We start from the raw sequence: 18529 nt of genomic DNA on the forward strand, positions 1-18529 counted from the left end.
TCATGACGACGCCCGGACACGGCAGCACGGTCGACGCAGTCCTGCGGCGCAGCGCCCGGCGCACACCGGCGCGGGTCGCGGTGGAGTACGCCGAGCGGAGCTGGACGTACGACGAACTCGACACGGCCGTCTCCCGCGCGGCGAGGGTCCTCCTCGACCAGGGGCTGACCCCCGGGGACCGGGTCGGCGCGTACGGCCACAACTCCGACGCCTACCTGATCGCCTTCCTGGCCTGCGCCCGCGCCGGGCTGGTGCACGTGCCGGTCAACCAGAACCTGACCGGCGAGGACCTCGCCTACATCGTCGGCCAGTCCGGCAGCACCCTGGTCCTGGCCGACCCGGATCTCGCCGCGCAACTGCCGGACGGCGTGCGGACGTTGCCCCTGCGGGACGCGGAGGACTCGCTGCTCGCGCGGCTGCCCGGGGCGCCCGCGTACGACGGCCCCGAGCCGCGCACCGAAGACCTCGTGCAACTGCTGTACACGTCCGGCACGACCGCCCTGCCCAAGGGCGCGATGATGACGCACCGGGCCCTCGTGCACGAGTACCTGAGTGCGATCACCGCCCTCGACCTCAGCGCGGGCGACCGCCCCGCCCACTCCCTGCCGCTGTACCACTCGGCGCAGATGCACGTCTTCCTGCTGCCCTACCTCGCCGTCGGCGCGACGAACATCATCCTCGACGCGCCCGACGGCGACCGGCTCTTCGACCTGATCGAATCGGGCCGCGCGGACAGCCTGTTCGCGCCGCCGACGGTCTGGATCGCCCTGGCCGGACGCCCCGACTTCGCCACCCGCGACCTGAGCGGACTGCGCAAGGCCTACTACGGCGCGTCGGTCATGCCGGTCCCGGTACTCGAACGGCTCCGGGAGCGCTTGCCGGGCCTGGCCTTCTACAACTGCTTCGGCCAGAGCGAGATCGGCCCCCTCGCCACCGTGCTCGCGCCCGACGAGCACAAGGGCCGTATGGACTCCTGCGGCCGGCCCGTGCTGTTCGTGGACGCGCGGGTCGTCGACGAGGACGGCAAGGACGTACCCGACGGCACCCCGGGCGAGATCGTCTACCGCTCCCCGCAACTGTGCGAGGGCTACTGGGACAAAGCCGAGGAGACCGCCGAGGCCTTCCGCGACGGCTGGTTCCGCTCCGGCGACCTCGCGGTACGCGACGCGCACGGCTACTACACGATCGTCGACCGGGTGAAGGACGTCATCAACTCCGGTGGCGTCGTGGTCGCCTCACGCCAGGTCGAGGACGCGCTGTACACCCACCCCGCGGTCGCCGAGGCCGCGGTCGTCGGCCTGCCCGACGAGCGGTGGATCGAGGCGGTGACGGCCGTCGTGGTGCCGCGTGGCGACGTCTCCGAGGCGGAACTGATCGACCACGTCCGTGGGAAACTCGCCCACTTCAAGGCGCCGAAGCGGGTGGTGTTCGTCGACGAACTCCCGCGCAACGCCAGCGGGAAGATCCTCAAACGGGAGCTGAGGGACGAACTCGGAGCCGGGTAGCGCGCGGCAGGCAGGAGAACCCGGTTGTGCCGGACCGGCACCGGACACCAGGATCGGCGGCATGCCGTTCTTCCGTGCCCCGGACGGGACCCGACTCACCTATCACCTGCGCGGCGAGGGCGAGCCGCTCGTCGTGCTGCCCGGCGGCCCCATGCGGGCCTCCGCCTACCTGGGGAACCTGGGCGGACTGGACGCCCATCGGCAGCTGATGCTGCTCGACCTGCGCGGCACGGGGGAGTCCGAGGTGCCGGCGGACCCGGGCACGTACCGCTGCGACCGGCTCGTGGACGACGTCGAGGCGTTGCGGCTCCACCTGCGACGTGAGCGGATGGACGTGCTCGCGCACTCGGCGGGCGGCAGCCTCGCCATGCTGTACGCGGCCCGGCACCCACAACGGCTGGGACGGCTGGCGCTGATCACCGCCACGCCGTGGGCCCTGGGCATGCCGGCGACGGCCGGGGACCGGCTGACGGCAGCCCGACTGCGCGCGTCCGAACCCTGGTTCGCGGACGCGTTCGGGCCGTTCGAGGCCTGGCTGGAGGGCACGGGTGACTTCGACCCGGCGTTCCTCCCGTTCTTCTACGGGCGCTGGGACGACACCGCCCGGGCCCACGCCGGCCGGGAGGAGGCCGAGACCAACGACGACGCGGCGGAGGTCTACGGCGCCGACGGCGCCTACGAACCGGACGCGACCCGCCGTGCGCTCACCCGGGTGAGAACCCCCGTACTCGTCCTGGCCGGTGGAGTCGACGGCGGCCCGAGTCCGGCGCTGGCCCGGCAGGCCGCACAGGCCTTCCCGGCCGCCGAGTTCGCGGTGCAGCCGGGGGCGGGGCACTACCCGTGGCTCGACGACCCGGACCGGTTCGTGCGGCGTGTTGCCGACTTCTTCTGCTGACGGCAGAGGAACAGGGGCACCCCTCTGCCGTCAGCAGAACGGCCCCGGCCCGGCAGCGCCCCTCGCCTACCGTGCCGGTATGGACGACCGACCCCGCACCCTCCGGGCGAACGGCATCACCCAGGCCTACCGCGTCTGGGGACCGCAGGACGCACCGCCCCTCCTGCTGCTGCACGCCCGCGGGGCCGACGGCACCGACTGGGCGGAGATCGCCCCCGCCCTGGCCACGGGGCCTGCGGGGCCCCACCGGGTGTACGCCCCCGATCTGCGCGGACACGGCCGCAGCGACTGGCCCGGCGGATACGCGTACGAGACCCTGCGCGACGACCTCCTCGCGTTCCTCGGTGCACTCGGCATCGAGCGCACCGACGTCGTGGGCCACTCGCTCGGCGGCGCCGTCGCCTACCTGCTCGCCCAGCGCGGCCCGGGGCTCGTCCGGCGGCTCGTCCTGGAGGACGTGCCCGCGCCCTTCCCGCTGGACCCGCCGCGCCCACCCGCCGAACGGCCCGGCGGGGACCTGCCGTACGACTGGGCGATGATCCTCGCCACCGACGCACAGCGCAACGCACCGAACCCCCTGTGGTGGGACCACATGGGGCGGATCACGAGCCCGACCCTGCTGATCGGCGGCGGACCGAGCAGCCTCGTCCCGCAGGATCAGATCGCCGCCTTCGCCGAACGGCTCCCCGATGCCCGGCACATCACCGTCGACGCCGGGCATCTCGTGCACCAGGCCCGCCCGGAGGAGTTCCTCGCGGCCGTGCAGGACTTCCTCAGCCCTGCGGACCGTACGCCGTCATGAAGCGGTCGCGGAACTTGTCCATGCCCCACCGGGGCGCGTTCCCGGCCGGCTTGAGACCGTCCGTCCAGTTCCAGTCGGCGACCCGTTCCAGGACCTTCTCGTCCTTGGCGACGATGCTGATCGGCACGTCCTTGCCGGTGTCGCCCGCGGTGACCGTCGGCACCGGCTGGTGGTCGCCGAGGAAGACCAGAACCGTGTCGTCGTCGCCGTAGCGCTCGACCCACTCGGTCAGGCTCCGGATCGAGTACTCGATGGCCCGCCGGTACTCGGTGCGCACCTTCTCCGGGTCCTTCCAGACCTCCGTGGGGTTCGTGCCCTCCTTCTTGATCCGGTGGAACACCGAGCCGTCGCCCAGGTCGTCCCAGTCGATCATCCGCGCGATGGGGGACCAGGGGTTGTGGCTCGACGCCAGGATGATCTCCGCCATGATCGGCTCGCGGTCCTTCTTGCCGTGCTCCAGGCGCTGGAAGGCCTCCATGCTGAACTGGTCGGGCACGGGCGTCCAGCTGAAGTAGGGGCCGTGGTAGCCGAGGTGCTCGGAGTCGTAGATGTGGTCCAGGCCGAAGTACTTGCCCTCCGGCCAGGCCCGCCGCACCCCCGGCACGATGCCGACGGTCCGCCAGGCGCCCGTCTTGCCGAAGTAGTTCGTCAGCGTCATGCGATCGCTCGTGGTCAGGTTGCGGTACCGCTGCTGGTTCTTGATCCACAGCCCGGACAGGAAGGTGGAGTGGGCGAGCCAGCTGCCCGCGCCCGTCACCGGCGACTCCAGCCAGCCGCTGCGCGACGCGAACCCGGCCGCCTTCAGCCGGCCGGTGCCCTCCTTGAGGACGGCGTCGGTCTGCTGCGCCATCGCCGGGTCGTCGATCGCGACCCGGCCGTAGCTCTCGATGAACGTGAACAGGACGTCCTTGCCGCGCAGTCCCGTCAGCAACTGGTCGGGCGGCGTCTTCGCGAAGGCGTCGACGGCGGCCTGCTTCTCGAAGACCCGGGCGTCCTTCAGGCCCGCGCGGACCTGCTCCACCCGGTTGCCCAGGAACTCCGCGTTGCCCTTGGTGGCGATCGGCACCGTGCCGATCTGGAGGCCCAGGGTCATGCAGGTGATCCACGCCGTGCCGAGGATCAGCGTCGTACGGGCGGCGACGGGCCGGTGCCGGACCATCAGACGGGTCAGCCGCACCACGGAGAGAGTCGTGAGGACCAGCACCGCGACGAACAGCACGATCACGCCGGTCACGGCCAGCACCTGGCCGGTACGGCCGAACGTCTCCCTCAGGAAGTCCGTGCCGTTCTCGATCAGGATCCAGTCCAGCACCAGGTCGAAGGGGCGGGCCAGGATCTGGTAGAAGCCCATGTCGACGAACTTCAGGATCGTGACCAGCCCGAGGAACGCGCCCATGACCACGGCCGTGATCCGGCTGGCCTTCGGCGGCAGTGCGAGCAGCAGGCCCGCGAGCAGCACGCCCTCGGCGGGGATCCTGACGAACGAGGCGAACTCGATCTTGTCGACCTGGTTCGGCACGAGCAGCGCGAACAGGACGAGGGCACCCGCCAGCACGGTGGTCCCCACGCTGACGCCGCGGGCCACGCGGGGGTAGCGCCGCCGCCAGCGGAACCAGCCGGGCTTGACCGCACCGGGGGACCCGTCCGAAGCCGTGCCGGGGGCTGTATCCGATCCCGCGTCCGCGTCCGCGCCGGCGCCCGTGACCGCCTCCGTATCCGGTGCGGTGTCCGGCTCCGCCTGCGGTGCGGTGTCCGGCTCCGCCTTCGGAGAGGTGTCCGGTTCGGCCTTCGGTGCGGTGTCCGGCTCCGCCTGCGGTGCGGTGTCCGGTTCGGCTTCCACCGCCGTGGCCGGCTCCGCCTGCGGTGCCGTGTCCGGTTCGGCTTCCACCGCCGTGTCCGGCTCCACCTTCGGTGCGGTGTCCGGTTCGGCCTTCGGAGCGCTGGTCGGCTCCCCTTCCACCGCGGTGGCCGACTCCGCCTTCACAGCCGTGGGCGGCTCCGCCTCCACAGCCGTGGCCCGCTCCGCCTCCGGAGCCGGGCCGGGTTGCGCCTCCGGGTTCTGCGCCTCGGACCGTTCCCCGGCCGTTTCCTTCTCCGCCGTGTCGTCATCCGGTTCCGCCCCGCCCCCGGTCGTGTCCGAGAGCTGACGGGAGCGAGTGAAAGGCGACACCCGGTGGTCCTTCCGTGCGGTCTTGCTGGCATGGCTGACAGAGCCCGGAGTCCGAGCCTGCCACCACCAGTACGTCCGCACGTCACCCGGGGTTCAATGGTGCGGCCGGAGAATCACCCGTCCGCAGCCACCGCCACCTCCCGGGCCCACCGGTAGTCCGCCTTGCCGCTCGGCGACCGCTGGATCGACTCGGTGATCACCAGCCGGCGCGGGAGCTTGTAACCGGCGAGCCGGTCACGGCAGTGCGTCCGGATGTCCTCCAGCGACAGCCGCGCCGCTCCCTCGCGCAGTTGCACCACCGCCGCCACATGGTGGCCCCACCGGGGATCCGGCACCCCGGCCACCAGCGCGTCGTAGACGTCCGGGTGGGACTTGAGGGCCTGCTCGACCTCCTCCGGGTACACCTTCTCGCCGCCGGTGTTGATGCACTGCGAGCCCCGGCCCAGGACGGTGACCACGCCCTCCTCGTCGACGGTGGCCATGTCGCCGAGCAGCACCCACCGCTCGCCGTCCCTGACGAAGAAGGTCGCGGCGGTCTTGACCGGGTCGTTGTAGTAGCCGAGCGGCACGTGTCCGCACTGGGCGATCCTGCCCACCTCACCGGCCGGCACCGGCGCGTACGTGACCGGGTCGACCACCTGGGTACGGGCGTTGACCCGCACCCGGAAACCCCGCTCCGGGCCGGAGTCCTCGGTCGCCGTGCCGTTGAAGCCGGACTCCGAGGAGCCGAAGTTGTTCAGCAGCATGGCGTTCGGCACCAGCGCCCGGAACTGCCGGCGCACCGTGTCCGACATGATCGCGCCGGACGACGACACGCTGAACAGCGACGAGCGGTCGATGTGCCGCAGCGGTCCGCTCAGCGCGTCGATCAGCGGCCGCAGCATGGCGTCGCCCACCAGCGAGATGCTGCTGACCCGCTCCTTCTCCACGGTCCGCAGCACCTCCTCGGGCACGAACTTGCGGTGGATCACGACCCGTTGCCCGAAGTTGAAGCCGATGAACGCGGTGAGGGTGGACGTGCCGTGCATCAGCGGGGCCGTCGGGAAGAACGTGATCCCCGCGCCTCCGGCCGCGACCCGCTCGGCGAGCTCCTCCGGCTTCTTCACCGGCTCCCCGGTCGGGGCGCCCCCGCCGAGGCCCGCGAAGAACAGGTCCTCCTGCCGCCACATCACGCCCTTGGGCATGCCGGTCGTGCCGCCGGTGTAGATGATGAACTGGTCGTCGGCCGAGCGGGCCGGGAAACCGCGCTCGGGCGACCCGGCGGCCTCCACCTGCGCGAACTCCGTGCAGGGCACCTCCGCGGCTCCCGGCGGCGCAGTGCCCACCCGGATCAGATGCCGCAGTTTCTCCGCCCGGGGACGCGCAGCCGCCACCCGGTCCGTGAACTCGGCGTCGAAGACCAGCGCCACCAGGTCCGCGTCCCGGTAGAGGTACACCAACTCCTCTTCCACGTAGCGGTAGTTGACGTTGACCGGCACGATCCGTGCCTTCAGGCAGCCCAGCACCGTCTGTAGGTACTCCACGCCGTTGTAGAGGTGGAGCCCGAGGTGCTCGCCGGGGCGTATCCCGCTGTCGAGCAGGTGATGCCCGACGCGGTCGGCCGCCGCGTCCAGTTCCGCGTACGTCAGGCGTCGCTCCGCGCCCGTGCCGGGGTGGTCGGCGTACACCAGCGCCTCACGGCCGGGGACGACGTCGACGACCGACTCGAACAGGTCGGCAAGGTTGTACTCCACCGCTCCTCCTGACCCCGGGCGTGCCTGGCATCGGACGGTTCGCCGGTCATCAGAGCAAAGGGCGGTCCAACTGTGAAGGGTCTCCGCGAAAGAATCTGACTGACTGTCAGAAAACCCTTGAAGTGCTTCCCGCCCTCCTGCAACCTGTTCTCGTTCCAGGAGACGGGAGTTCGCCATGGGCGGGACGGAACACCTCACCGTGCAGCGCGAAGGCGCCACACTGGTGCTCACGCTCAACAGGCCGGAAGCCAGGAACGCGCTCTCGCTGCCGATGCTCGTCGGCCTCCACGACGGGTGGCTGGAGGCCGACGCGGACGACGCGGTCCGCTCGATCGTCTTCACCGGCGCGGGCGGCTCGTTCTGCTCCGGCATGGACCTCAAGGCCCTCGCCGGGAACGGTATGGCCGGAGAGGAGTATCGGGACCGGCTCAAGGCCGACCCCGACCTGCACTGGAAGGCGATGCTGCGCCATCACCGGCCGCGCAAGCCGGTGATCGCCGCCGTCGAGGGGTACTGCGTCGCGGGCGGTACCGAGATGCTCCAGGGCACCGACATCCGCGTCGCCGCCGAGTCCGCCACTTTCGGGCTGTTCGAAGTGCGGCGGGGCCTGTTCCCGATCGGCGGCTCCACGGTCCGCCTGCAACGCCAGATCCCACGCACCCACGCCCTGGAGATGCTCCTCACCGGCCGCCCCTACAGCGCCCGCGAGGCCGCCGCCATCGGCCTGGTCGGCCACGTCGTCCCCGACGGCACGGCACTCGACAAGGCGCTGGAGATCGCCGAGCGGATCAACTCCTGCGGCCCGCTGGCCGTCGAAGCCGTCAAGGCCTCCGTCTACGAAACCGCCGAGATGACCGAGTCCGACGGCCTCGCCGCCGAACTCGCCCGTGGCTGGCCGGTCTTCGACACCGCCGACGCCAAGGAGGGCGCCCGCGCCTTCGCCGAGAAGCGACCGCCCGTCTACAGGCGCGCGTAGCGCCGCGCCGGCTCCGGCCGGTTCAGAACTGCGGGTCGTCCGTGGCGGAGCGCGCAGTTCCCCGCGCCCCCGAGGGGGCGCCCCGTGCACGCCGATCTCGAAGGAGGCAGGCCCTCGATGTCCGCAGTCCTCAAGGCGCCGCTCGTCGTCGAATTTCCCTTCACCCGCTCGCTCGGGCCCGTCCAGAGCGCCTTCCTGACGGGTCTGCGGGAGCGCGTGATCCTCGGGGTGAAGACCCGCGACGGCCGTACCCTGGTTCCGCCCGTCGAGTACGACCCCGTCACCGCCGAGGAGATCCGCGACCTCGTCGCCGTCGGTCTCACGGGCACCGTCACCACCTGGGCCTGGAACCACGAACCCCGCCGCGGCCAGCCCCTGGACACGCCCTTCGCCTGGGTCCTGGTGCGACTCGACGGTGCCGACACCGCCCTCCTGCACGCCCTCGACGCCCCCGGCCCCGACGCAGTCCACACCGGCATGCGCGTCCGCGTCCGCTGGGCGGAGGAACGCACCGGCGCCATCACGGACATCGCCTGCTTCGAGCCGTACGACGGAGAGGCCTCCACCGTCACCGTTCACGCGGGCGAGTTCGAGGACCCCGTCACCGGCATCGTCGCCGCCGCCCGCCTCGACTACACCTACTCGCCCGGCCGTGCCCAGACCGCTTACATCAACGCCCTCTCCGGCCGCCGCACCGTCGGCGAACGCTGCCCGTCCTGCCGCAAGGTGTACGTCCCCCCGAGGGGTGCGTGCCCCACCTGTGGAGTGGCCACGTCCGAGCAGGTCGAGGTGGGTCCGCGCGGCACGGTGACCACGTTCTGCATCGTCAACATCAAAGCGAAGAACCTCGACATCGAGGTGCCGTACGTCTACGCCCACATCGCGCTCGACGGCGCCGGCCTGGCCCTGCACGGACGGATCGGCGGCATCCCCTACGACCAGGTCCGCATGGGCCTGCGCGTCGAACCCGTCTGGACCGAGGGCGCCCGCTACCCCGACCACTACCGGCCCACCGGCGAACCCGACGCGGACTACGACACCTACAAGGAGCTGCTGTGACGAGCGCACCGCGGGAGGGCGAGATCGCCGTCGTCGCCTTCGCCCAGACCGGTCACCGGCGCACCAGCGAGGAACTCTCCGAGGTCGAGATGCTGATGCCGGTGCTGCACGAGGTCCTCGACTCCACCGGCCTGAAGACCGCCGACATCGGCTTCACCTGCTCCGGCTCCAGCGACTACCTCGCCGGCCGCGCCTTCTCCTTCACCCTCGCACTCGACGGCGTCGGCGCCTGGCCCCCGATCTCCGAGTCGCACGTCGAGATGGACGGCGCCTGGGCCCTGTACGAGGCCTGGACCAAACTCCTCACCGGCGACGCCGACACCGCCTTGGTCTACTCCTACGGCAAGTCCTCGCCCGGCTCGGTCCGCGACGTCCTGACCCGTCAGCTCGACCCCTACTACGTGGCACCGCTGTGGCCCGACTCCGTGGCCCTCGCCGCCCTCCAGGCCCAGGCGCTCATCGACGCCGGCGACACCGACGAGCCCGCCCTCGCCGCCGTCGCCTCCCGCAACCGCGAGGCGGCGACCACCAACCCGCACGCACAACTGCGCGGCCCCGTGCCGCAGGGCGACCACATCGTCCAGCCCTTGCGCACCGGCGACTGCCCGCCCATCGGCGACGGCGCTGCGGCCGTGATCCTCGCAGTGGGGGACCGGGCCCGTGACCTGTGCCCACGCCCCGCCTGGATCCGCGGCATCGACCACCGCATCGAGGCCCACGGCCTCGGCGTGCGCGATCTGACCGACTCGCCGTCCACCCGCCTGGCCGCCGAGCGGGCCGGAGCCTTCGAGCGGCCCGTCGACACCGCCGAACTGCACGCACCCTTCTCCTCACAGGAGATCGTCCTGCGCAAGGCCCTCCGGCTGGGCGAGGACGTGGATGTGAACCCCTCAGGCGGCGCCCTCGCCGCCAACCCGATCATGGCCGCCGGCCTCATCCGCATCGGAGAAGCCGCCGCCCGCATCCACCGCGGGGCGTCCGACCGTGCCCTCGCCCACGCCACGTCCGGCCCCTGCCTCCAGCAGAACCTGGTCGCCGTACTCGAAGGGGAACCCCGATGAGCAAGGAGCCCGTGGCCGTCGTCGGCATCGGCCAGACCCGGCACGTCGCGGCACGCCGGGACGTCTCCCTCGCCGGACTCGTCCGGGAAGCGGCCCTGCGCGCCCTCCAGGACGCCGAGCTGACCTGGGCCGACGTCGACGCCGTCGTCATCGGCAAGGCGCCCGACTTCTTCGAGGGCGTCATGATGCCGGAGCTCTATCTCGCCGACGCCCTCGGCGCCGTCGGCAAGCCCATGCTCCGCGTGCACACCGCCGGCTCCGTCGGCGGCTCCACCGCGCTGGTCGCCGCGAACCTCGTCGCGGCCCGCGTCCACGGCACGGTCCTCACCCTCGCCTTCGAAAAGCAGTCCGAGTCCAACGCCATGTGGGGCCTGTCCCTCCCCATCCCCTTCCAGCAGCCCCTGCTCGCCGGGGCCGGCGGCTTCTTCGCACCGCACATCCGCGCCTACATGCGCCGCAGCGGAGCGCCCGAGACGATCGGCGCCCTCGTCGCCTACAAGGACCGCCGCAACGCGCTCAAGAACCCCTACGCCCACCTGCACGAACACGACATCACCCTCGACAAGGTCATGGCCTCGCCCATGCTGTGGGACCCGATCCGCTACTCGGAGACCTGCCCCTCCTCCGACGGGGCCTGCGCCATGATCCTCACCGACCGCGCCGGGGCCGCCCGGGCACCACGGCCACCGGCCTGGATGCTCGGCGGCGCCATGCGCAGCGAACCGACCCTCTTCGCCGGCAAGGACTTCGTCTCCCCGCGGGCCGGCCAGGACTGCGCCGCCGACGTCTACCGGCAGGCCGGGATCACCGACCCCCGCCGCGAGATCGACGGCGCCGAGATCTACGTGCCGTTCTCCTGGTACGAGCCGATGTGGCTTGAGAACCTCGGCTTCGCCGGTGAGGGCGAGGGCTGGAAGCTCACCGAGGCGGGCGTGACCGAACTGGACGGGGACCTTCCCGTCAACATGTCGGGCGGCGTGCTGTCCACCAACCCCATCGGCGCCTCCGGCATGATCCGCTTCGCGGAGGCGGCGCTCCAGGTGCGCGGGCAGGCCGGAGAACACCAGGTGGACGGGGCGCGCAGGGTCCTCGGGCACGCCTACGGCGGCGGATCGCAGTTCTTCTCCATGTGGCTCGTGGGCGACCGGCCCCCGGACTCCTGAAGAGTCCCCCTCACGTGCCCTGTTGGCCGTGGGGCACGATCGCTAGGCTGGCCGCGGACGACGAATCGGGAGGAGCACGGACGTGGCCGAGACCACCACCCAGCAGCGCCCGCTCACAGGCTGGGACAAGCCGGAGCTGGACCTCACCAACGCACAATGGCAGTCCAGCAGCCAAGGGCGGGGGGATGTCCAGATCGCCTTCGTCGAGGGCTTCATCGCCATGCGGAACAGTGCCCGCCCGGAGAGCCCTTCGCTGATCTTCACCCCCGCCGAGTGGGGCGCGTTCGTGTCGGGAGCGCGGGAGGGAGAGTTCGACCTCACCTGAGGACGGGCCGAGCCCTCCCGGACGGCCGGGAGCCGACGGCCGATCCGGGGGTGTTCCGCCCCCATTTCCGGACACGCGACCGGAGGCGACTTCCCGGAGCCACCGCCTGAGCCAGGCTGGCCCCAGGAGGGGAAGGCCGGATCCCGGAGGTGAGGACCATGAGCACCCTGCCCGTCGTCGCGGCGGTCGACGGTTCGGACGACAGCCTGCGCGCCCTGGAGTGGGCTGTCGACGCCGCTCGCCGGCGCGCTGCCCCCCTGCGCGTGGCGCACGTCCGCCAGTACGCCCACTGGGCACAGCCCGAAGTCCTCGCCGCCGGGCCCGCGGACCCACAGGACGACCCCGTTCTCAGCCAGGTCCGCGCCCACCTGGAGGCCCGCGCCGACCAGCCGGACACGGAGTACGTGGGCCTGGAGGGCGCCGCCGGAGCGGTCCTGCCCGAACTGGGTGCCACCGCCGGACTGCTGGTGCTCGGCTCCCGGGGCCGCGGCGGCTTCGCCAGTCTGCTGCTCGGCTCCAACAGCATGGCCGCCGCCCGCGACGCCGAATGCCCCGTCGTCGTGGTGCCCCGGCCCGGACGCGAGGTCCACGGCGAGACACCGGGCGGTCCCGGCCCGCGCGTGGTCGTCGGACTGAAGGTGGACGGCCCCGACGAGGCCACACTCGGGTTCGCCTTCGCCGAGGCCGCCCGGCGCGGTGCCCGGCTCCAGGCGGTCGCCGCCTACCCCTGGCCGGCGCAGCCCTGGATGATGCCCGGGGAGATGCCCCCGCCGATCGTCGACCAGGACGTCATCGAGGACGAGACCCGGGTCCTCGCCGACGGCTTCCTCGCCCCGTACCGCGAGCGGCACCCTGACGTCCCGATCCAGCTGACCCCGGCGGCGGGCGACGCGGCCGGCTACCTCGTCGCGGCCTCCCGGGACGCCGACCTCGTCGTCGTGGGCCGCCACCGGCGGCGTCTGCTCTCACCCGTGCGCATGATGGGCTCGGTCACCCACGCCGTCCTGCTGCACGCCGCGAGCCCCGTCGCCGTGGTGCCGCCGGCGTCGTCCACGGACTGACCTCACCGTCCTGGCGGGGCCGGGCCGCCCACCGTCCGACCACCGTCCCAGCGACCTCGAACCACGCACCGCACCGGGAGGCGACCCGGCCCGTCCCGGCCGCCGCCCGCCCCGCACTTCGCAGGCCGGGACACGTACCATGGGCGACATGTCGTTCCTCCGCCGCCGCAGCGCCACTCCCGCCGGGCCCGACTTCGACGTACTGGCCATGGACCCGGGTGACTGGCCCGGCAACCTCGGTGCGGGACTGCTGCCCGCGCCCGACGGCACCTGCCAGGGCGTCTTCCTGCGCTACGACCTGTTCGGCGGTCGAGGCCCCGCGATGATCATCGGCAATCTGCCGGAGGGCTCCCCGGCCCGTGAGGTCCCCGAGGGAGAGGTCCCCTTCGAGGTCGCCCAGCTGCTGCTGGCCCTGGAGAACGACGAGGAGGTCACCGTCGTCAGCACCGAGGACGTACCGGTGATGCAGGGCGACAACCTCCTGATCGTGCGGCGCGTCAAGCTCTCCGAGAGCCGGATCTCCTGCGTGCAGTTCGACCGCAGCGACAACGTCCTCGTGACCATCGCCGCCTGGGACCGTCCCATCACGGACGACCTCTACGCCCTCCTCAAGCCGCTGCCCGCGGAACTCTTCCAGCAGGGCTGAGCCGACCGACCGCACACAAAAGGGCCGCTGCACGCCTCCCCTGGCGTGCAGCCGCCCCATCGTCCCCGTCAGCGAGTGCCGACCGCCGCGCGCACGGCGCGCCGGGCCAACTGGCAGTCGTCGTGCAGCCGCCGCAGCAGCAGCCTCTGCTCCTCGCCGGACGGCGCAGCAGCCGGGTGGGCCGCGCCCGGCGCCGCCGGGGCCGCGTCGTGCATCGAACGCTGCACGGCCGTCTCATAGGTACGGATCTCACGGGTCAGCACCAGCATCAGGTTCACCAGGAAGGCGTCCCTGGACGCAAGCCCCGCCGACTGGGCGATCTGGCTGATCTGGCGGCGGGCGACCGGCGCGTCCCCCAGCACCGACCACAACGTCGCCAGGTCGTAGCCCGGCAGGTACCAGCCGGCATGCTCCCAATCCACCAGCACTGGACCGGCCGGTGACAGGAGAATGTTCGACAGCAGTGCGTCGCCGTGGCAGAACTGGCCCATGCCCTGCCGGCCGGCCGTCTGCGCGATGCCGTGCAGCAGCTTCTGCAGGTCGCCCAGGTCCCGGTCGGTGAGCAGGCCCAGCTCGTGGTACCGGGAGATCCGGGCCGCGTAGTCGAGCGGGGCGTCGAACGTGCCCGCCGGTGGACGCCAGGCGTTCAGTCGGCAGATCGCGCCGAGTGCGGCTCTGATGTCCGCCCGGGGCGGTGCTTCCGCCGGGTGCCGCTGGAGCGCCGCCACCCGGCCCGGCATCCGCTCGATCACCAGGGTGCAGTTGTCCGGGTCCGCCGCGATCAGTCTCGGCGCCCGCACGGGAGGGCGGTGCCGGACGAACGAGCGGTACGCCGCTATCTCGTGACGGATCCGCTCGGACCAGGCGGGGGAGTGGTCGAGTAAACACTTGGCGACAGCCGTGCTCCGACCGGTCGTACCGACCAGGAGCACGGACCGTCCGTTGCGGCGCAGGACCTGCACCGGGGCGAACTCCGGGCAGATGCGGTGCACGGACGCGATCGCCGTGCGCAGCTGCGCGCCCTGGGGGCCGGACAAGTCGAGTCTCCCGCTGAGCGGTTGGGTGCCGATGACCGCGCCGCGCCTGGCCCTGCCCGCACCGAGGACGGGGGCCGCCGGCCGCGCGGGGGCGAGGTAGGGGCCGCTGTCCGTGGGACGCGGGTGCAGCGACCGGGGCGGTGCGGACACGGAGGACGATGCTGCGTACATGGGCGAAACAGATCCCTTCGTGTGCCTGCGACGACAGCGCACCACCCGGCCCGGAGGCCCGGGAGAACCCTGGGGAGTGCCCCTGGCGACCGGGTCGGGGTGGCGCGTTCCTACCTGACACCGGATGGCCCGTGGCACACCATCTGGCGCACCCTGGCGAACCCTGGCGAATAGTCGCCCGGCAAGTCTCCTCGGGCTACTGTCAACTCAGCCGAGAACCTGGGGGCTTGACGTGAGCGGACAACCCAACACCCGGCTCGCGGACCTGTTCGGCCTGGCCGGCTGGTCCAAAGGCGAACTCGCGAGGCTGGTCAACCGGCAGGCGGCGGCCATGGGCCACCCCCAGCTGTCGACCGACACCTCCCGGGTGCGGCGGTGGATCGACACGGGAGAGATCCCGCGCGATCCGGTGCCGCGGGTGCTGGCGGCTCTGTTCACCGAGCGTCTCGGCCGTGTCGTGACCATCGAGGACCTCGGTCTGGTCCGGCACGGGCGTGCGGGGAAACGGCAGGGCGGCGGGAGCGCCGAAGCTCCCGACGGCGTGCCGTGGGCGCCCGAGCGGACGGCTGCGGTCCTCACCGAATTCACGGGAATGGACCTCATGCTCAACCGACGCGGCTTGGTGGGCGCGGGCGCCGCGCTCGCCGCGGGATCCGCACTCAGCAGCGCCATGTACGACTGGCTGCACACCGACCCTTCCCTGGCTGCCGACGCCCCCGACCTCGACCATCCCCTGCACGCCGACCCCGCTGGGTTCGACCGCTACGAGGCCGCCCCCATCGGGTCGCAGGAGATCGAGGAACTGGAGCGCTCGGTCGAGGTGTTCCGTGCCTGGGACGCGGCCCGCGGTGGCGGGCTCCAGCGCAAGGCCGTGGTGGGGCAGCTCAACGAGGTGGGCGGCATGCTCGCCTACCGTCACCCACCCCACCTCCAGCGGCGCCTGTGGGGCGTCGCCGCCAACCTCGCCGTCCTCGCGGGCTGGATGTCGCACGACGTCGGCCTGGAGCCCACGGCCCAGAAGTACTTCGTCATCGCCGCGCACGCGGCCCGCGAGGGCGGGGACCGGCCCCGCGCGGGCGAGGCCCTGTCCCGCGCGGCCCGCCAGATGGTGCACCTGGGCAGGCCGGACGACGCCCTGCACCTGATGAAGCTCGCCACCTCCGGTTCGGGTGACGAGGTGCTGCCCCGCACCCAGGCGATGCTCTACACCGTCGAAGCCTGGGCACAGGCCTCCATGGGCAAGGGCCAGGCGATGCGCCGCACGCTCGGGCGGGCGGAGGACCTGTTCGTCTCCGACAAGGCCGACGTGCCGCCGCCGGACTGGATGCAGACCTTCAAGGAGGAGGACCTCTACGGCATGCAGGCCCTGGCCTACCGCACGCTCGCCGAGTTCGAGCCGGGCGCGGCCGCGCACGCCCAGCACTATGCCGAGAAGGCCCTGGCCCTGCGGGTCGACGGCCGGCAGCGGTCGAAGATCTTCGACTACCTGTCCATGGCGTCGGCCTGCTTCATCGCGGACGACCCCGAACAGGCCGACCGGTACGCGCGACTGGCCCTGGTGTCGATGGGGTCCAACTCCTCCCACCGCACCTGGGACCGGCTCCGCCAGATGTACCGGCTCACCGCCGAGTACTCGGGCTACCCGAGGATCCAGGAGCTGCGGGAGGAGATCAAGCTCGCCCTGCCGAAGACGAAGGGCAGGGGCGGCAACCGCGCGCAGGCCTGAATGACCAGGCGGGCTCCGGTTCCCGCTTCCCTACGACACAACCCTGGCGACGAGCACACAGGCGTTGTCCTCGCGCTCGCCCTCGCCGAACTCCTGGACCACGGTCCGTACGCAGTCCTCCGCGGTGCGGTTCCCGGCCAGGCGCGGTGCCAGGCCGAGAAGGAGGTTCGCCGCTGCCGACCCGGTGTGCCCGGGCACCAGCCCATCGGTGTGCAGGAGCAGCAGGTCACCCACCCGGAGCGTCTCTTCGGCCTGCCCGTAGACGGCGCCCGAGGTGGCGCCGAGCAGGACGCCGTCCGGTGCCTCCAGGGCGCGCCCCGTCCCGTCGCGGAACAGCAGCGGGGCGGGGTGTCCGGCCTGCGCCCACACCAGGGCCCGGTCGGCGGGCCGGTAGCGGCAGCAGACGGCGCTGCCCAGCGCCGGTTGCACGGTGGCGTCGAGTAACTGGTTCAGCCACGCCATCACCTGCCCCGGCTGCGCACCGGCCATGGCCATACCGCGTACGGCACCGAGCAGCATGGTCATGTTCGACGTGACGCCGACTCCCTGGCCGGTGAGGTCGCCGACGCTGAGAAGCGTTTGTCCGTCGGTCAGTTCGAGGGCGTCGTACCAGTCGCCGCCGATGAGGGTGCGGGTGGACGCCGGCAGGTGGTGGGACGCGAGGTCGAGGGCAGTGGCGCCGCGGTGCGGGAGCCGCAGGGAGCCGCGCCACGGCGGCAGCACGGCCTCCTGCAACTCGACCGCGAGCCGGTGCTCGCTCCGCGCGGCGTCCTGCCGGTGGTGGAGCGAGTCACGGGTCTCGCTCACCACCCGCTGGCTGCGGCGCAGTTCGCTGACGTCACGCAGCACGGCCCACATCGAGGCGGTGCTGCCGTCGGTGTCGAGCACCGGTTCGCCCATCATGTGCACGGTCCGTACGTCGCCGGCCCGGCGGGCGATGCGGAACTCGCCGTCGATGGGCCGGGCGTCGACGAGGCAGTCGGTGACCATCGCCGTCAGCTTCGGCCGGTCCTCGTCCACGACCATTGACGGCAGTTCGTCGAGGGTGAGCGGGGGAGCGGCCGGGTCGCGGCCCAGGATCCGGTAGAGCTCGCCGGACCAGCTGGCCTCGTCCGTGAGCAGGTTCCATTCGGCGCTGCCGACCCTGCTGAGCAGGGAACCCCGCGCGGGGGAAGGGGCTTCCGGGGCGGCCGCCGTGGGCAGGGGGCCGTCCCGCAGCTGGGCCAAGTGCTCGTCGAGGTCGTCGAGCTGGTGCAGGGCCAGGTCGTACAAGGCGCGCTGCCAGCGCTCGCGCGGGTGGTCCGATCCCGCTTCCTCGGCGTCGCGGCGCACCGCGTCCACGTCGCCCTTGAGCCGCCGCGTCTGCGATATGAGCGCGTCGACCGAGCCGCGTCCGGGCGGTTGGGCGGCTGGGCGGTCCGCGGAGAGGTGGGACGGCATGACGCACTCCGATGCGGGGACGGTTCGACCAAGGCGGACGGAGGGACCGTTACGACTGTTGCACAGGCCGCGACGGCCTGTAAGGGATTCGGCGACACACGATACGGTGGTGCTTCCGGCATATGCCACAGTCTCGCGGAGCTACTCCGGGGTAGGCCGGGAACGCCCTCCCCGGAGGTGCAAGTCGTAGGTTACACAGGGCATTTGACGACCCGTCGGAAACACCCGCACGAGGCTCATGCGGGTGTTCGATGGTCCTGTGTTCGAGCGTCTGCTCAGTACCGCAGCACCCCGGCCATACCGTCCGCCTCCCCGAGCGTGCCGTCCGGGACGAAGCGGACATCGGCTCCGGTCTCCAGGCACTGTTCGACGATCTCGTCCACGATGTCCTCGCGGGAGTCGAGGTCGCCGCTCTCGGCGAGGATCAGATGGTCCCCGGCGTCGCGGACCGTCACGCGGTAGTTCTCCTCGACGGCCAGCAGCCGGACGCGGCCGTCCCGGGCGCTCTGCCACAGCTCGTCGACGCCGGCGGCGAACTCACGTCGGCCGCGGGCCGTTTCGAGGGCGCGGGTCACGGCGTCCGTGCTGCGGCGGGCCTCCGCCTCGATCACCGGGCGCACGGCCTGCCAGACGGTCTCGTGGGTCCCGTGGGCGAGCCCGCCGTGCGGGACGTGCGCCCGCACCTCGCCCGCCTCCGGGGCGAGGTCCCCGGCGATCGTGCGCAGCAGCGTGGTCTTGCCCGCGCCGTTGCGCCCGACC

Annotated in this window: 16 protein-coding genes; 11 read left to right on the forward strand and 5 right to left on the reverse strand. The window is 72.2% G+C overall.

Features of this window, described 5'->3' with window-relative positions; all coding sequences use genetic code 11:
• Positions 1–2 precede the first annotated feature (2 nt).
• The 3 genes from AB0E85_RS34940 to AB0E85_RS34950 all read left to right on the forward strand — a co-directional run bounded on the left by AB0E85_RS34940 (position 3) and on the right by AB0E85_RS34950 (position 3202).
• Positions 3–1505, forward strand: coding sequence for an acyl-CoA synthetase (locus tag AB0E85_RS34940; RefSeq protein WP_361936039.1), 1503 nt, complete (start codon positions 3–5; stop codon positions 1503–1505).
• A gap of 61 nt (positions 1506–1566) precedes the next feature.
• On the forward strand, positions 1567–2400 hold the full coding sequence (locus tag AB0E85_RS34945; RefSeq protein ID WP_361936042.1) for an alpha/beta hydrolase: 834 nt from the start codon (positions 1567–1569) through the stop codon (positions 2398–2400).
• 79 nt (positions 2401–2479) lie between these two features.
• Positions 2480–3202: an alpha/beta hydrolase gene (locus AB0E85_RS34950; protein WP_361936045.1), complete on the forward strand. Its 723-nt coding sequence runs from the start codon at positions 2480–2482 to the stop codon at positions 3200–3202.
• Here AB0E85_RS34950 and AB0E85_RS34955 read toward each other — a convergent pair.
• Both AB0E85_RS34955 and AB0E85_RS34960 read right to left on the reverse strand, forming a co-directional pair.
• A complete protein-coding gene (locus AB0E85_RS34955; RefSeq protein WP_361936048.1) occupies positions 3174–5372 on the reverse strand; it encodes a sulfatase in 2199 nt (732 codons plus the stop codon). The two genes, AB0E85_RS34950 and AB0E85_RS34955, sit on opposite strands and share 29 nt — an antisense overlap.
• Positions 5373–5485: 113 nt before the next feature.
• Positions 5486–7105, reverse strand: coding sequence for an acyl-CoA synthetase (locus AB0E85_RS34960; RefSeq protein ID WP_361936051.1), 1620 nt, complete (start codon positions 7103–7105; stop codon positions 5486–5488).
• 175 nt (positions 7106–7280) lie between these two features.
• Between AB0E85_RS34960 and AB0E85_RS34965 the strand changes: the two genes are divergently transcribed.
• The 7 genes from AB0E85_RS34965 to AB0E85_RS34995 all read left to right on the forward strand — a co-directional run bounded on the left by AB0E85_RS34965 (position 7281) and on the right by AB0E85_RS34995 (position 13396).
• Entirely contained in the window at positions 7281–8081 is an 801-nt protein-coding gene (locus AB0E85_RS34965; RefSeq protein WP_361936054.1) for a crotonase/enoyl-CoA hydratase family protein, read from the forward strand.
• A 117-nt stretch (positions 8082–8198) separates the two neighbouring features.
• Positions 8199–9140 carry an OB-fold domain-containing protein gene (locus AB0E85_RS34970; RefSeq protein WP_361936057.1) on the forward strand — a complete coding sequence of 314 codons (942 nt, stop codon included), beginning with the start codon at positions 8199–8201 and terminating at the stop codon, positions 9138–9140.
• The gene (locus AB0E85_RS34975; protein WP_361936060.1) at positions 9137–10201 is read left to right on the forward strand and encodes a thiolase domain-containing protein; all 1065 of its coding nucleotides are present in this window, start codon (positions 9137–9139) and stop codon (positions 10199–10201) included. The genes AB0E85_RS34970 and AB0E85_RS34975 overlap by 4 nt, the downstream gene beginning before the upstream one ends.
• Positions 10198–11364 carry a thiolase domain-containing protein gene (locus AB0E85_RS34980; protein WP_361936063.1) on the forward strand — a complete coding sequence of 389 codons (1167 nt, stop codon included), beginning with the start codon at positions 10198–10200 and terminating at the stop codon, positions 11362–11364. Before AB0E85_RS34975 ends, AB0E85_RS34980 begins: the two co-directional genes overlap by 4 nt.
• 82 nt (positions 11365–11446) lie before the next feature.
• A complete protein-coding gene (locus tag AB0E85_RS34985) occupies positions 11447–11689 on the forward strand; it encodes a DUF397 domain-containing protein (RefSeq protein WP_031141375.1) in 243 nt (80 codons plus the stop codon).
• 158 nt (positions 11690–11847) lie between these two features.
• Positions 11848–12750, forward strand: coding sequence for a universal stress protein (locus tag AB0E85_RS34990; RefSeq protein WP_361936067.1), 903 nt, complete (start codon positions 11848–11850; stop codon positions 12748–12750).
• Between the two features lie 148 nt (positions 12751–12898).
• The gene (locus AB0E85_RS34995; protein WP_062931252.1) at positions 12899–13396 is read left to right on the forward strand and encodes a hypothetical protein; all 498 of its coding nucleotides are present in this window, start codon (positions 12899–12901) and stop codon (positions 13394–13396) included.
• A gap of 68 nt (positions 13397–13464) precedes the next feature.
• On the opposite strand, the gene AB0E85_RS35000 is transcribed toward AB0E85_RS34995, so the two are convergent.
• Positions 13465–14604, reverse strand: coding sequence for an aminoglycoside phosphotransferase family protein (locus AB0E85_RS35000; RefSeq protein WP_361936070.1), 1140 nt, complete (start codon positions 14602–14604; stop codon positions 13465–13467).
• Between the two features lie 232 nt (positions 14605–14836).
• On the opposite strand from AB0E85_RS35000, the gene AB0E85_RS35005 reads away from it, so the two are divergent.
• On the forward strand, positions 14837–16330 hold the full coding sequence (locus AB0E85_RS35005; RefSeq protein ID WP_361936073.1) for a hypothetical protein: 1494 nt from the start codon (positions 14837–14839) through the stop codon (positions 16328–16330).
• 30 nt (positions 16331–16360) lie between these two features.
• Here the strand turns inward: AB0E85_RS35005 and AB0E85_RS35010 are convergent, their stop codons facing one another.
• Both AB0E85_RS35010 and AB0E85_RS35015 read right to left on the reverse strand, forming a co-directional pair.
• Positions 16361–17770, reverse strand: coding sequence for a SpoIIE family protein phosphatase (locus tag AB0E85_RS35010; RefSeq protein WP_361936076.1), 1410 nt, complete (start codon positions 17768–17770; stop codon positions 16361–16363).
• 275 nt (positions 17771–18045) lie between these two features.
• The coding region (locus AB0E85_RS35015) for an ATP-binding cassette domain-containing protein (RefSeq protein ID WP_361936079.1) at positions 18046–18529 on the reverse strand (484 nt) is incomplete at its 5' end.

Origin of the sequence: Streptomyces sp. NPDC029044 (genome assembly GCF_040637495.1) — a bacterium.
GTDB lineage: Bacteria > Actinomycetota > Actinomycetes > Streptomycetales > Streptomycetaceae > Streptomyces.